This is a genomic window from Tenacibaculum retecalamus (genome assembly GCF_027941755.1).
Lineage (GTDB): Bacteria > Bacteroidota > Bacteroidia > Flavobacteriales > Flavobacteriaceae > Polaribacter > Polaribacter haliotis_B.
Genome location: NZ_CP115916.1, coordinates 1934032 through 1948188 on the forward strand (window position 1 = coordinate 1934032; position 14157 = coordinate 1948188).

A 14157-nucleotide genomic window follows, 5' to 3' on the forward strand; every position below is an offset into this window, starting at 1 on the left:
ATTATAAAACATAAAAAAATCGCATCTTAGTAAGATGCGATTTTTTTATGTTTTATGAAGTATAAAAATGGTAGGTCGTTTATGTAAATCTGTTTTTATATTTTTCCATTCCTTAACCGTATGTGTTTTTATATATTCTGATGGTAATGTTATGTCACACGCTACACACACACGTGTTTCAGGAGATAAAATTGTACGTAAATCATCTAACATCTTTTCATTTCGATACGGAGTTTCAATAAAAATTTGAGATTGATTTTTATCTCTAGAAATTTTTTCTAGTTCTTTTATTGCTCTTTTTCTATCCGATTTATCGATAGGTAAATAACCGTTAAAAGCAAAATTCTGTCCATTCATACCAGAACCCATCATTGCCATTAATATTGATGATGGCTCCACTAAAGGCACTACTTGAACACCTCTTTCATGTGCCAATTTCACAATGCTTGCGCCAGGATCTGCAACTGCAGGAACACCTGCATCTGATAATAAACCAATTGATATTCCTTTATCGCATACATCTAAATAATTTCGAATTTCAATATCATTCGAATATTTGTCCAATAACAATAACTCTAACGATGGCTGTGCTTTATTTGGAGTAATTCTTTTTATGAATCTTCTTGCTGATTTTTCATTTTCTACAATAAAATGATCAAGATGCTCTATTACTTTTTTAACTGATATAGGCATTACCTCTAATGGTTCGGTTTCGCCTAAAGTTGTTGGTATTAAGTATAATTTACCTTTCATTTAGTTTATTAATTTTGAAGCTATAATTTCACAAGCTTCATCTAACATTTTATATACATTTTCAAAACCTTGATTACCTCCGTAATATGGATCTGGAACATTTCTGTTTTCTGTTGGATATTGCTCGTTTAAAATCATTTTTACTTTTCGAGCATCTTCGTTATCATCAATTATAGAAAGAATATTGTGATAATTACTTTTATCCATTGCAAAAATTAAATCAAATTCTTTAAAATCTGATTTCACAAATTTCCTTGAGCGTTGGTTTGTTATATCTATTCCGTATTTTTTAGCTACTTTAATAGATCTTTCATCTGGTAATTCACCAACATGATAACCAGCAGTGCCTGCTGAATCAACTTTAAAAAATTCGCTTGTTAATTTTGATTGCAAAATACCTTCGGCTAATGGTGAACGACAAATGTTTCCCAAACAAACCATCAGTATTTTTTTCATAATTACAAGGTTAACTTTTTAGTTAAATCTTCAACGTATTTTTTAAACTGCTTATCAGTTTCTGTTAAATTATCAACAGTTTTACAAGCATGTAATACCGTAGCATGATCTCTTTTACCTATCTGACTTCCAATACTTGCTAATGAAGATTTGGTCATACGCTTGGCAAAAAACATCGCTAACTGACGTGCTTGAACAATGTGTCTTTTACGTGTTTTAGATTGTAAAGTAGCAACGTCCATATCGAAATATTTAGAAACGACTTTTTGAATATAATCGATAGAAACTTCTTTCTTAGTATTCTTAACGAATTTATCAACAATCTCTTTCGCTAACTCAACCGTAAATTCTTTTCTATTAAAAGAAGCTTGTGCGATCATCGAAATAATAACACCTTCTAATTCACGAACATTCGATTTTATATTTTTTGCTATGTACTCAACTATATCTTCTGGCATTTCAACACCATCTCTGTATAACTTATTTTGAAGAATAGAAACACGTGTTTCAAAATCTGGCGCTTGTAATTCTGCTGATAATCCCCATTTAAAACGAGATAATAAACGCTGTTCTATGTCTTGCATATCTACAGGCGCTTTATCAGAAGTTAAAATTACTTGCTTTCCATTTTGATGTAAATGATTAAAAATATGAAAGAACACATCTTGTGTACCTGTTTTTCCTGATAAGAACTGAACATCATCAATAATTAAAACATCAACCATTTGATAAAAATGAATAAAATCATTTCTAGTATTTGATTTTACAGAATCGATAAATTGTTGTGTAAATTTTTCTGAAGAAATATATAAAACTGTTTTATCAGCATATTTATCTTTTATCTCTACCCCTATGGCGTGTGCTAAATGAGTTTTCCCTAAACCAACTCCTCCATAAATTAATAATGGATTAAATGAAGTTCCTCCTGGTTTATTTGCTACTGCCATACCAGCAGATCTTGCTAATCGGTTAGCATCACCTTCAACAAAATTATTAAAATTATAATTCGGGTTTAATTGAGATTCTATTTTAACCTTTTGTAACCCAGGAATAATAAAAGGATTTTTTAACTCTCTTTTAGATTCTAAAGGAACTGTTACTTTTTGAGGTTTTAATGGATTACGATTTGAACTCGGAATTTTTACTGTTTGCGGACTATTACTACTATACGTATTTTCCATACGCACATCATAAATTAGCTTTGCATCACTTCCTAATTCTCTAACTAAAGCGACCCTTAATAATTTAATGTAATGTTCCTCTAACCATTCGTAAAAAAATTTACTTGGTACCTGAACAGTAAGAGCTCCCCCTGCCAATTTAATTGGCTTAATTGGCTCAAACCAAGTTTTATACGCTTGGGGTTTAATATTATCATTTATAAAAGATAAACATTCATTCCAAACTGAATCGGCAGTTTTAGTCATTTTAGTTAAAAACTATTTTAGTTGTTAATTTTTATTCGTTTTTAAGGGGGGTACAGTGCTACCTGTATGAGCGAACAAAAGTGTGAATAAAATTCAGTATAAAAAAATCAATCTCCTATTGATTCTTAATTATTTTTTACGTATCGTTAGTGCAACTTAAATTTAAAATTCATTTTGCAAAAAAATACAATTACAATTCGTATTCGATATGCTGAAACTGATCAAATGGGTGTTGTATATCACGGTAATTACGCGCAATACTTTGAGATAGGTCGTACAGAGTTGTTACGTTCTACAGGCATTACATACAAATATATGGAAAATAATGGCGTAATGCTACCTGTAATTTCATTATCCGCTAATTTTAAAAAACCGGCTTTATATGATGATGAAATAACAATTATAACTACCTTAAAAAAAACACCTAATGTTAAGATTGAATTTGACTACGAAATCATCAATCAAAACAATAAACTAATTTGCACAGGCAACACTATTCTAGCTTTTGTTAACATGAAAACAAAAAAACCGATACGTTGCCCCCAATATGTTTTAGAAAAACTAACTTTACATAAACAATAAAAAAAATAATCATTAATGAAAATATATACCAAAACTGGTGACAAAGGTACGACTGCTCTTTTTGGCGGAACTAGAGTTCCGAAACACCATTTACGAATTGAAAGCTATGGTACTGTTGATGAATTAAATTCATATATAGGCTTGATAAGAGATAAAAACACCGATGAATTATTAAGAAAATCGCTTACTAAAATTCAAAGTGAATTATTTACACTTGGCGCAATGCTTGCAACTCCACCAGAAAAAGAAACCTTAAAAAATGGCAAAGAGCGTTTAAATATAAACAAAATAACAGACGCTTCTATTAAGTTTTTAGAAGATCAGATGGATTTCATGAACACAAGCTTACCGCAAATGACTCATTTCATTTTACCTGGCGGACACGAAACCGTGTCATTTTGTCACATAGCGCGTTGCGTATGTCGTAGAGCAGAGCGCTTAGCTGTCGCTTTAAATGAAGAAGAAGAGATTAACAATGCCGTTTTAATGTATTTAAACCGACTTTCTGACTATCTTTTTGTGCTGGCACGAAAGTTGACCCAAGATTTAAACGCAGAGGAAGTTAAATGGATTCCTGAAAAACTGTAACTAAGTTCTTTTTTTATTGATTTCACATTTTTTTAAAAAAAACTTGACTTTCTCCAAAAAAAAATTATTTTTGCGAGAATCTTATTAAACAGATAAATAAATGTATTGGACACTTGAACTAGCATCATATTTAGCAGATGCACCTTGGCCTGCTACCAAAGACGAACTAATTGATTACGCTATTCGTACAGGAGCGCCTTTGGAAGTGGTTGAAAATTTACAAGATATTGAAGATGAAGGAGATTCATATGATTCGATAATCGAAATATGGCCAGACTATCCGACCGAAGAAGATTATCTTTGGAACGAAGACGAATACTAAAAATACAATCATAAAAAGTCTCTAATTTAAGAGGCTTTTTTTTTGCTTACTTTTAAGCAAATAAACATAATTATATAACAAACGCTACTAACAAAACGTTAACTAGCTATAAAACAATATTTTACAAATGAGCGTTTTAAATTCGATTCTAAAAATTTTTGTTGGTGATAAACAACAAAAAGACCTAAAATCTCTACAACCGATTGTTGAAAAAGTACGATCTTTCGAAGATTCATTAAATAGTTTATCTAATGACGGTCTACGAGCAAAGACAATCGAATTTAAATCGAAGATAAAAGAAGCTACAAAAACTTTTACTGAAACAATTGTAAAGTTAGAAGAAGAGGCTTTAACTGCAGATATTGATCGTCAGGAAGAAATATACACTGAAGTTGATCGTTTAAAAGACGAATCGTACAAAACATCAGAAGCTGTTTTATTAGATATCATGGCAGAAGCTTTTGCCTTAGTTAAAGAAACTGCAAAACGTTTTACGAATAACGATAATATAGAAGTAACTGCTACTTCTTTTGATAGAGAATTATCTGCTACAAGAGAACATATTACCTTAGAAAATGACAAAGCTTATTGGGCAAGTTCATGGGATGCTGCTGGTAAAGAAGTAACCTGGGATATGATTCATTATGATGTACAGTTAATTGGTGGTTCGGTTTTACACAATGGTAAAATTGCTGAAATGATGACTGGTGAAGGTAAAACACTAGTATCTACCCTACCTGTTTTCTTAAATGCCTTAACTGGTAATGGTGTGCATGTAGTAACCGTAAATGATTACTTAGCAAAGCGTGACCGCGCTTGGATGGCGCCAATTTTCGAATTTCATGGTTTAAGTACCGATTGTATCGACTTTCACCAACCTAATTCAGAAGAACGTAGAAAAGCCTATAATGCCGATATTACTTACGGAACAAATAACGAATTTGGTTTCGATTATTTACGTGATAACATGGCAAGCTCTAAAAACGACTTAGTTCAAAGAGCACCTAATTATGCAATTATTGATGAAGTAGATTCTGTTTTAGTTGATGATGCTCGTACGCCTTTAATTATTTCTGATCCAGTACCACAAGGAGATCGTCATGAGTTTAATGAATTAAAACCTTTAGTTGCCGATTTAGTTTCACTTCAAAACAAATACTTAGTAGGTGTTTTAGCAGAAACAAAAGCATTATTAAAAGAAGGAAACACTAAAGATGGTGGTTTCTTATTATTAAGAGTTTACAGAGGTTTACCAAAAAACAAAGCCTTAATTAAGTTTTTATCTCAAGAAGGAATCAAGCAAATTCTTCAAAAGACAGAAAACTTTTATATGCAAGATAATAACAAGTTGATGCCAGAGGTTGATGCTGAATTATGGTTTACTGTTGAAGAAAAAAATAATCAAATTGATTTAACTGATAGAGGTATTGCACATTTATCAGATAAAACACAAAATGATACTTTTTTCGTTTTACCAGATATTAGTGTTATCGTTGGTCAGATTGATAACAGTGAAGAAACTCCAGAAGAGAAAGCAAGTAAAAAAGAAGAATTATATCGCGATTTTAGCGTAAAAAGCGAACGTATTCATACCATGAATCAACTTTTAAAAGCCTATACTGTTTTTGAAAAAGATGTTGAGTATGTGGTCATGGATAATAAAGTAATGATTGTTGATGAGCAAACTGGTCGTATTATGGACGGTCGTCGTTACTCTGACGGATTACACCAAGCATTAGAAGCTAAAGAAGCTGTAAATATTGAAGATGCAACACAAACATTTGCAACAGTTACTTTACAAAACTACTTTAGAATGTATCGTAAGTTATCTGGTATGACAGGTACTGCAATCACTGAAGCAGGTGAATTTTGGGAAATCTACAAATTAGATGTTGTAGAAATTCCTACAAACAGACCTATTCAAAGGGATGATAAAGAAGATTTAGTTTACAAAACTACTCGCGAAAAATACAACGCTGTTATTGATGATGTTGTAGAGCTATCTAACCAAGGTCGTCCGGTTCTTATCGGAACAACATCTGTAGAAATATCAGAATTATTAGGAAGAATGTTACAAATGCGTAAAATTCCTCATAATATATTAAACGCAAAATTACACAAACGTGAAGCAGATGTTGTTGCAGAAGCAGGTAACGCTGGTGTAGTAACAATTGCAACAAACATGGCAGGTCGTGGTACCGATATTAAATTATCAGAAGAAGTGAAAAAATCTGGTGGTTTAGCAATTGTAGGTACAGAGCGTCATGATTCTCGTCGTGTAGACCGTCAGTTACGTGGTCGTGCAGGTCGTCAAGGAGATGTTGGTTCAACACAATTTTATGTTGCTTTAGACGATAATTTAATGCGTTTATTCGGTTCTGAAAGAATTGCAAAAATGATGGACAGAATGGGATTAAAAGAAGGCGAAGTAATTCAGCATTCTATGATCTCTAAATCTATTGAAAGAGCACAAAAAAAGGTTGAAGAAAACAACTTTGGTATTCGTAAGCGTTTATTAGAATATGACGATATTATGAATGCACAACGTGAGTTTGTTTACAAACGTCGTCGTCATGCATTAGATGGGCAGCGTTTACAAATTGACATTGCAAACATGATTTACGATACTTGTAGCTCAATTGTTAAGCAAAACAAAGCAAATAACGATTATAAGAACTTCGAGTTCGAATTAATTCGTTTTTCGTCAATGACTTCTCCTTTCTCTGAAGAAGAATTTAACAAATTAACAGAAGAAGAATTAACTGACAAGTTATATGTAATTGTTTCTGCTCATTATAAAAATGATACAGAAAGACATGCTGATAGTGCTTTTCCCGTAATTAAAAATGTTTTTGAAAACGAAGGTGATCGTTACGAACGTATCGTAGTCCCTTTTACCGATGGTGTAAAAACATTACAAGTAGTTACCAATTTAAAAGAAGCATACGAATCTGAAGGGAAATCATTAGTAAACGATTTTGAAAAAAATATTACTTTATCTATTATTGATGAAAACTGGAAAGATCACTTACGTAAAATGGACGAGTTAAAACAAACTGTTCAGAATGCTTCGTACGAACAAAAAGATCCATTATTAGTTTATAAGTTTGAAGCTTTCGAATTGTTTCAAAAAACAGTAGACAAAGTAAATAAAGAAGTTTTATCTTTCTTATTTAAAGGACATTTACCAAGTCAAGATGCCTCACAAGTATCAGAAGCTACCGAACAAAAAAGAGAACAATTAGACACTCGTAAAGACGATGTTCAAAATTCTTCTCAACAAGCTATAAACAGGGCTCGTAATCAGCAAACTCAAGAAGAGCAAGTTGTTGAAACAATTGTTCGTGAGCAACCAAAAATTGGTCGTAACGAAAAAGTTACCATCAAAAATGTAATGTCTGGCGAAGAGAAAGAAGTTAAATACAAACAAGCCATCCCTTTATTAGAAAAAGGAACTTGGGTGTTGTACAACAAATAAACATTCTTAATTTTATAGTAAAAAAGCTTGGTAATTAAATTACCAAGCTTTTTTTATCTCTTTTTATTCTACCAATTAATAATATCAGAATTTATACTTTTTAAAAACGCATTTGTTTTAGAAAAATGCTCACTACCAAACCAACCTCGCCAAGCTCCTAAAGGTGACGGATGCGGTGCTTTAAAAACGGTATGTTTTTCTATATCAATAATACTCCCTTTTTTTCGGCAAACTTTCCCCAAAGTAAAAACACCACATTTTCTTTTTCTTCGGATATTTTTCTAATAACAACATCGGTAAATTCCTCCCAACCTTGCTGCTGATGACTTCCCGCCTCACCCTCTCTAACGGTTAAGGTTGCGTTTAGCAATAAAACTCCTTGTTTTGCCCAACGGGACAAATCTCCAGAAATAGCATACGGGATTCCAACATCTGTTTCAACCTCTTTAAAAGTATTTTTTAACGAAGGCGGATGCTTGATTCCGTCTTGAACAGAAAAACACAATCCGTTTGCTTGTCCTTTTCCGTGATATGGATCTTGCCCAATAATTACCACTTTTAAATCATCAAAAGAACAGTGATTAAAAGCTGCAAAAACAGCTTCTTTATTCGGAAAACAGGTGTGATTATCATATTGACTATCAACAAAACTGATTAATTTTTTAAAATATGGCTTTTCAAACTCAATTTGTAAAATATTTTTCCAGCTATCACTAATATTTAGTTGCATTGTTTGTTATTTTTGCTTCGGTTTCAAATATACTATTTTGACTAAAAACATTTCAGAAAAGACACTTCAAGATTTAGAATTCACAACAGTTTTAGAACAAGTTGCAGAACATTGTATTACAAATTTAGGTAAAGAAAAAACACTTGTAGTTCAGCCTATATCAAATAAAAGAAAATTATTTTTCGAGTTAAATTTAGTAAACGAATACTTGTCTTCTTTTGAAAACGAAAACAGACTTCCGAATCACTTTTTTGAAGATATTACAGAAGAAACTAAACGATTAGCCATAGAAAATAGTTTTTTAGAAACCGAAGCTTTTTTAAGAGTTGCTACAGTTACAGAAACTGTAAACGAAATGAAAAAGTTTTTAAAAAAATTTCAAACCTACTACCCTACTTTATTTACTTTAAGTGATCAGATAGAACTTACTACTTTTGTATCTGACAGTATAAAAGAAATTATTACTTCTTACGGCAAAGTTGCAGATAACGCTTCGCCTGTTTTAAAACAAATAAGAAAAGATATTAATAACGTACGCGGAAAAATATCGGAAAGCTTTACACATGCTTTAAGTAGAAATATTGCTAGTGGTTATTTAGATGATATTAAAGAAACTATTATAGATAATCAGCGTGTTTTGGCTGTTACAGCAATGCATCGTCGTAAAATTAAAGGAAGTTTATTAGGTGCTTCTAAATCTGGTAACATCGTTTATATAGCCCCACAAGCTACTTTAGCTTATAGTAGAGAATTGCAAAACTTAATATATGAAGAAAAGCAAGAGGTTGTTAAAATATTAAGAGCCTTGGCTAGTAAAATTCACCCTTTTACACCTTTATTAAACGAATACATTGTTTTTTTAACACATTTAGATGCGGTTGCTGCTAAAGCTAAGTACGCGAAAAGCATTAACGGGCTATTACCTAAAATTACCAAAGAGAAAAAGATTCTTTTTAAAGATGCTTATCACCCTGTATTATGGAAAAAAAATAAAGATCAGAATAAAAAAACATTTCCTCAAACAATTCGATTAGACGAGAGACAGCAAATTATTGTTATTTCTGAGTCCCAATGCTGGTGGAAAAAGTATTACTTTAAAAACAATTGGTTTATTACAGTTGATGTTACAAAGCGGATTATTGATTCCTGTTCACGAGCGAAGTGAAACCACATTATTCAACACTATATTAACGGATATTGGAGATAATCAATCCATAGAAAATCAGCTAAGTACTTATAGTTATCGATTAAAAAACATGCGTTCGTTCTTGAAAAAATGCGACGACAATACCTTGTTTTTAATTGATGAATTTGGTACTGGTTCTGATCCTGAATTAGGTGGTGCCTTGGCTGAAATTTTCTTAGAGGAATTTTATGAAAGAAAAGCATTCGGAATTATTACAACGCATTATGCTAATTTAAAGGTATTAGCTAACGAACTAGATAATGTTACTAATGCAAATATGCAGTTTGATGAACGTACCTTAGAGCCTTTATATAAATTATTTATAGGGCAAGCAGGAAGTTCTTTTACTTTTGAAGTTGCTCAGAAAAACGGAATTCCGTATAGCTTAATTAACAGAGCCAAGAAAAGAGTAGAAACAGAAAAAATTAGATTAGATAAAACAATTTCTAAACTTCAGAAAGAGCGTAATCGTTTACAAAAAACTTCTGAAAGCTTGGTTAAGCAGAAATCTAAAGGGCAAGAACATATTGATAGCTTGCAAGAAAAAGAAGATAAACTACAAAGTAAACTTTCTGGTTTTCAAGAATTGTATGACAATAACCAACGAATGCTTACTTTAGGTAGAAAAACAAATGAATTGTTGAATAAGTATTTTCAAACCAATAATAAAAAGGAGTTATCTGCCGATTTTTTTAAATGGGTTGCTGCCGAAAAAACAAAACGCATAAAAAAAGCGCCACTTAAAAAACTTACGAAGCTAGAAAAAAAGCAAGATAAAATTACTACTCAGAAGCAACAAGAAGCTATAAAAAAGGTAGAAAAAGAAGTACTTCAAAAAGTAGTAATAGTAAGAGCTGAAAAGAAAGAAGAAGCTAAAAAAATAGCCAATGAAAGAGCGGCTTATATTTACAAAATAAATGATCGCGTTCGCTTAATTGATGGTAACTCTGTTGGTACTATTGATAAAATTGAAAAGAAAAATGTTTTCATCAATTATGGTGTATTTACTACCAAAGCGAAACTAGAACAGTTAGAATTGGTAGAACGAGCAAAAAAGTAGTTAATTTTATCTTGATTTATTATTAAAAAAAACGAACTTTGCTAACTCATTTATTTAATGACTTAAAAACCTCTCACTAAAGTTATCAGTAAGCAAAAATAAAATCCTTAAAAAAGTAAAATAAACTATTAACCTAAACTTACTAATATATTAATTCGAGGAAATCAAAAACATGATTCTATTACTTAAAAAAAACTATAAAACACTTGTTATCCTTAACAAGTTCTTAAAATACATTCATTACATTATTAGGGAGATTTCACTAATTTTGATTACGATGTGTAGAAATAATTGGAATAAAGAAAAACTACAATACAACAAAGAAAATAAATTAAAACATTCACTAACAACATTGATGATCATAATTATCATTAGTAGTATGAATGCACAGTTAGAACTCGAATCTTTTATAGATATTGGTGAAAACAATGTATCAGAAGGTGTATATATAAAAAATGCTTATAGAGGTAATTATCAGTATAAAAAATATAATATTGAAACTGGAATACAATTTGATCTAAAGAGTCGTAATCCAAACACACTTACTGGGTTTGATATTATAGGTTCTAGAAAGTTTTTTATTAAAAACTTTTCTTTTGATGTTAAAGGTTTTTTTATGCTAAATAGATTTTCAGACTTACTTTATGAAACCAATTACGGAATAAGGTTAGAAACAAAAAAGCTTAAACATATTCTTTTTGAAATTGGTACAAATTTTAAAACGTATACAATAAATTCAAAAGCCAGAAAAAAATACAATATTGATAAATCAAATAGTAAACTGCATGAAGATTATATTGTAATGTACTTATTAACTGTCTTCCTAAAAAATCATGATAGTGATTGGAATGTTGGTTTTTCTGTTACTAATTTTGATTATTATGCAATTGATCAATTGGTTCATCCTCGTATTAATTTACAAATGAAGTATAAAATAAAACCTAATCTAACTTTATATCTTGATTCATGGTATAGACGTTCGGGTATTTTTAATATCAGTGCTAATCATTTTGGTTATTTTTTTAGAGGAGGTATAAAATGGAAAATATGAAAATAAAAATATTATTACCTTGCTTATTACTCACTTTATTATCTTGTGACGATAATGAATTTCGCGGTTTTTTCACCTCTTATGAAGATGCAAACAAACGTTTTGAGCAATCTCTTAACTGGAATGAACAATATGGGTATTCTGAACTAAACTTAAATAAAAATACATATGCGTTACATTTAATGGGAGATTCTCATGTTGGCGGGATAAAAGGTATAGATGCTTTCTTTAAAGAAGCCATAGACAAAGAAGCCACAGCTGCAGTATTATTAGGTGATTTAACATCTGGCCGTAAAGATGATTATGATTTTTTTGCAGAACACATTCCATCAAAAGATTTGCTAATGTACTATCCTATTGCAGGAAATCATGACTTATATTATGATGGTTGGAAAAGTTTTTATTCTTTATTTGGCTCATCGTCTTATTACTTTGTTGTAAATACTCCTACTGCAAGCGATCTTTTTATTTGTTTAGATACTGGTGGAGGAACTTTAGGTGACAAACAACTAAAATGGTTTAAAAAACTTTTAGAAGCGAAAAGAAAAGATTACAGATACTGTAATGTATTTACTCATAACAGTCTATTTCGCTTAGATTCAAAATCTAATTTACCGCTTATAGGCGAAGAGGTGCAAGTTTTATTAGATTTATTTATACGACATCGTGTAGACGTGGTAGCTACTGGTCATGACCACAAGAAAAACACTGCTACTTTGGGTAATACAACTCACATTGTCGTGGATGACTTGAAAGATGATAATAAAACTCCGAATTATTTAAAACTTATTTTTACAGAAGAAAAAATTGATTATAATTTTATTAAACTTTAACTATTTTCTCTTAACTTATTACTAAACAAAAATTGCTAGCTAAAACTTATTTAAATAAGTTTTAGCTAGCAATTTATATTGGAAAATAAATTTTTAAAAAGAAACTTATTCTAAACCTTCCATTTCTTTATCATAAAACTCTCCTGCCTTATCCATTAAACCGGCTAATTCGGTAGTAATATCTTCTTCTGTTTCTCCTGTTAAATCTTCAAACCATTCTACTTCATCGTCTTTTAAGTTGATTAAAAAACGTGGAAATTCTGTATGTAATACAAAAATATCTTCTGGATGATTGCTATTATCTGCTAATAAAAATTTAGGTAAATTCATAAAAAACGTATTATTTATATTTTATTTATCCCCAACAACGGGGTTTCTTTCAATCAATTTTAAAGTTAATCTGTTAAATCTAATAAAAAGTAAAATAGATGCTGTTGTTAAACCTGCTAATAAACCTAACCAAATACCAAAACTACCATAAGTTTCTTCAGTTCCTAAAAAATAACTGATAGGAAAACCTACAATCCAATACGATATAAAAGTAATTATTGTTGGTATTTTAACATCTTGTAACCCTCTTAATGCTCCTAATATTACAACTTGAATACTATCTGATATTTGAAAAATGGCTGCAGCTATTAATAAATTTGCTGCAATCTTCATTACTTCCATATTATCCGCATAGTTTTCAGCATCACTTAAATCTACATATAAATTAGGTAGCGATTTGTGAAATAGGTAAAATATCGTTGCAAATCCTATTGCTAATATTATCCCTAATAAAAAGATAGAAAAAGCGATTCTTCTAAGATCTATAAAGTTTTTTAATCCTTTTTGATTTCCTACTCTAATCATAGAGGCAACTCCTAATCCCATAGCGACCATAAATGTCATTGAGGACAAGTTTAAGGCTATTTGATTTGCTGCTTGTGCATTTTTACCTAACAATCCGCTTAACCAAATGGCTGCCGTAAAAATAGCGACTTCAAAAAACATTTGCATAGCACTTGGTGCACCTAAATTTATTATTTTACGAAGCATTAATTTATCGAGTACAAATAATTTGATATTAGTTACCAGTAACTTTGAGCGTTCTTTTCTTTTTAAAATCCACCAAAGGTGAAAGACCATTACAAATCGAGAAAATAAGGTTCCGTATGCAGCACCTACAATTCCCATTTCTGGAAAGCCGAATTTTCCGAAAATCAACAAATAATTTAAAATTACATTTAAAACATTCGCTAAAATTGTAGCATACATTGGGTAACGTGTCATAGACAAACCATCACTAAATTGTTTGAATGCCTGAAAAACAATCATCGGAATTAAAGAAAAAGCAACCAAATCTAAATACGGAATTGCTAATTCAACAACTTCAACAGGTTGCTTCATTAAATACATTAAAGGTTTTGATAAGAAAACCAATAGAAACATTAAAATACCTATAGTGGTACATAAAAACAAACCGTGTTTGAAGGTAGATTTTGCTTCTTTAAAATTGTTAGAAGAATCTGCTTCGGCAATTAAAGGTGTAATTGCTGTAGAAAATCCGATTCCTAAAGACATGGCAATAAACATAAAACTGTTTCCTAAAGAAACAGCTGCTAACTCTGCCGTTCCTAATTGCCCTACCATAATATTATCTACAAAACTTACAAAGGTATGCCCTAACATTCCTAACATTACTGGGG

11 protein-coding genes and 2 pseudogenes are annotated in these 14157 nt (G+C 30.9%); 7 read left to right on the top strand and 6 right to left on the bottom strand.

What is annotated here, in order from left to right; translation table 11 throughout:
• Positions 1-45 precede the first annotated feature (45 nt).
• From PG912_RS09160 to dnaA, 3 genes are read right to left on the bottom strand one after another with little or no spacing between them, the layout of a single operon-like run.
• On the bottom strand, positions 46-753 hold the full coding sequence (locus PG912_RS09160) for an SAM-dependent methyltransferase (protein WP_275687302.1): 708 nt from the start codon (positions 751-753) through the stop codon (positions 46-48).
• Positions 754-1209, bottom strand: coding sequence for a low molecular weight protein-tyrosine-phosphatase (locus tag PG912_RS09165; protein WP_275687303.1), 456 nt, complete (start codon positions 1207-1209; stop codon positions 754-756).
• Between the two features lie 2 nt (positions 1210-1211).
• The gene (gene dnaA / locus PG912_RS09170) at positions 1212-2636 is read right to left on the bottom strand and encodes a chromosomal replication initiator protein DnaA (RefSeq protein WP_275687304.1); all 1425 of its coding nucleotides are present in this window, start codon (positions 2634-2636) and stop codon (positions 1212-1214) included.
• A 174-nt stretch (positions 2637-2810) separates the two neighbouring features.
• Here dnaA and PG912_RS09175 point away from each other — a divergent pair, with 174 nt between their 5' ends.
• The 4 genes from PG912_RS09175 to secA all read left to right on the top strand — a co-directional run bounded on the left by PG912_RS09175 (position 2811) and on the right by secA (position 7606).
• A complete protein-coding gene (locus PG912_RS09175) occupies positions 2811-3218 on the top strand; it encodes an acyl-CoA thioesterase (RefSeq protein WP_275687305.1) in 408 nt (135 codons plus the stop codon).
• 15 nt (positions 3219-3233) lie between these two features.
• Complete coding sequence (locus tag PG912_RS09180) at positions 3234-3806, top strand: cob(I)yrinic acid a,c-diamide adenosyltransferase (RefSeq protein ID WP_260586542.1); 573 nt, start codon at positions 3234-3236, stop codon at positions 3804-3806.
• A 100-nt stretch (positions 3807-3906) separates the two neighbouring features.
• Complete coding sequence (locus PG912_RS09185) at positions 3907-4128, top strand: DUF2795 domain-containing protein (RefSeq protein ID WP_028889331.1); 222 nt, start codon at positions 3907-3909, stop codon at positions 4126-4128.
• A gap of 127 nt (positions 4129-4255) precedes the next feature.
• Complete coding sequence (gene secA, locus PG912_RS09190; RefSeq protein WP_275687306.1) at positions 4256-7606, top strand: preprotein translocase subunit SecA; 3351 nt, start codon at positions 4256-4258, stop codon at positions 7604-7606.
• 68 nt (positions 7607-7674) lie between these two features.
• Here the strand turns inward: secA and ung are convergent.
• Positions 7675-8336, bottom strand: a pseudogene (gene ung / locus PG912_RS09195) (uracil-DNA glycosylase).
• 37 nt (positions 8337-8373) lie between these two features.
• On the opposite strand from ung, the pseudogene PG912_RS09200 reads away from it, so the two are divergent.
• The 3 genes and pseudogenes from PG912_RS09200 (at position 8374) to PG912_RS09210 (ending at position 12466) form a co-directional block, all read left to right on the top strand.
• Positions 8374-10582 (top strand): annotated as a pseudogene (locus PG912_RS09200) (endonuclease MutS2).
• Positions 10583-10859: 277 nt separating this feature from the next.
• Positions 10860-11633, top strand: a complete 774-nt coding sequence (locus tag PG912_RS09205) for a hypothetical protein (RefSeq protein WP_275687307.1) — start codon at positions 10860-10862, stop codon at positions 11631-11633.
• A complete protein-coding gene (locus PG912_RS09210; RefSeq protein ID WP_275687308.1) occupies positions 11630-12466 on the top strand; it encodes a metallophosphoesterase family protein in 837 nt (278 codons plus the stop codon). The genes PG912_RS09205 and PG912_RS09210 overlap by 4 nt, the downstream gene beginning before the upstream one ends.
• Before the next feature lie 105 nt (positions 12467-12571).
• On the opposite strand, the gene PG912_RS09215 is transcribed toward PG912_RS09210, so the two are convergent.
• Both PG912_RS09215 and PG912_RS09220 read right to left on the bottom strand, forming a co-directional pair.
• A complete protein-coding gene (locus PG912_RS09215) occupies positions 12572-12796 on the bottom strand; it encodes a hypothetical protein (protein WP_218772832.1) in 225 nt (74 codons plus the stop codon).
• A gap of 21 nt (positions 12797-12817) precedes the next feature.
• On the bottom strand, positions 12818-14149 hold the full coding sequence (locus PG912_RS09220; protein ID WP_408648416.1) for an MATE family efflux transporter: 1332 nt from the start codon (positions 14147-14149) through the stop codon (positions 12818-12820).
• Positions 14150-14157: the final 8 nt, after the last annotated feature.

Bases quoted from the DNA above. Each gene is read 5' to 3' on its own strand.
- PG912_RS09210 (WP_275687308.1), top strand. From the start codon at position 11,630: ATGAAAATAAAAATATTATTACCTTGCTTATTACTCACTTTATTATCT.
- PG912_RS09185 (WP_028889331.1), top strand. From the start codon at position 3,907: ATGTATTGGACACTTGAACTAGCATCATATTTAGCAGATGCACCTTGG.
- dnaA (WP_275687304.1), bottom strand. From the start codon at position 2,636: ATGACTAAAACTGCCGATTCAGTTTGGAATGAATGTTTATCTTTTATA.
- PG912_RS09165 (WP_275687303.1), bottom strand. From the start codon at position 1,209: ATGAAAAAAATACTGATGGTTTGTTTGGGAAACATTTGTCGTTCACCA.
- PG912_RS09215 (WP_218772832.1), bottom strand. From the start codon at position 12,796: ATGAATTTACCTAAATTTTTATTAGCAGATAATAGCAATCATCCAGAA.
- PG912_RS09220 (WP_408648416.1), bottom strand. From the start codon at position 14,149: ATGTTAGGAATGTTAGGGCATACCTTTGTAAGTTTTGTAGATAATATT.
- PG912_RS09180 (WP_260586542.1), top strand. From the start codon at position 3,234: ATGAAAATATATACCAAAACTGGTGACAAAGGTACGACTGCTCTTTTT.
- PG912_RS09160 (WP_275687302.1), bottom strand. From the start codon at position 753: ATGAAAGGTAAATTATACTTAATACCAACAACTTTAGGCGAAACCGAA.
- secA (WP_275687306.1), top strand. From the start codon at position 4,256: ATGAGCGTTTTAAATTCGATTCTAAAAATTTTTGTTGGTGATAAACAA.
- PG912_RS09205 (WP_275687307.1), top strand. From the start codon at position 10,860: ATGTGTAGAAATAATTGGAATAAAGAAAAACTACAATACAACAAAGAA.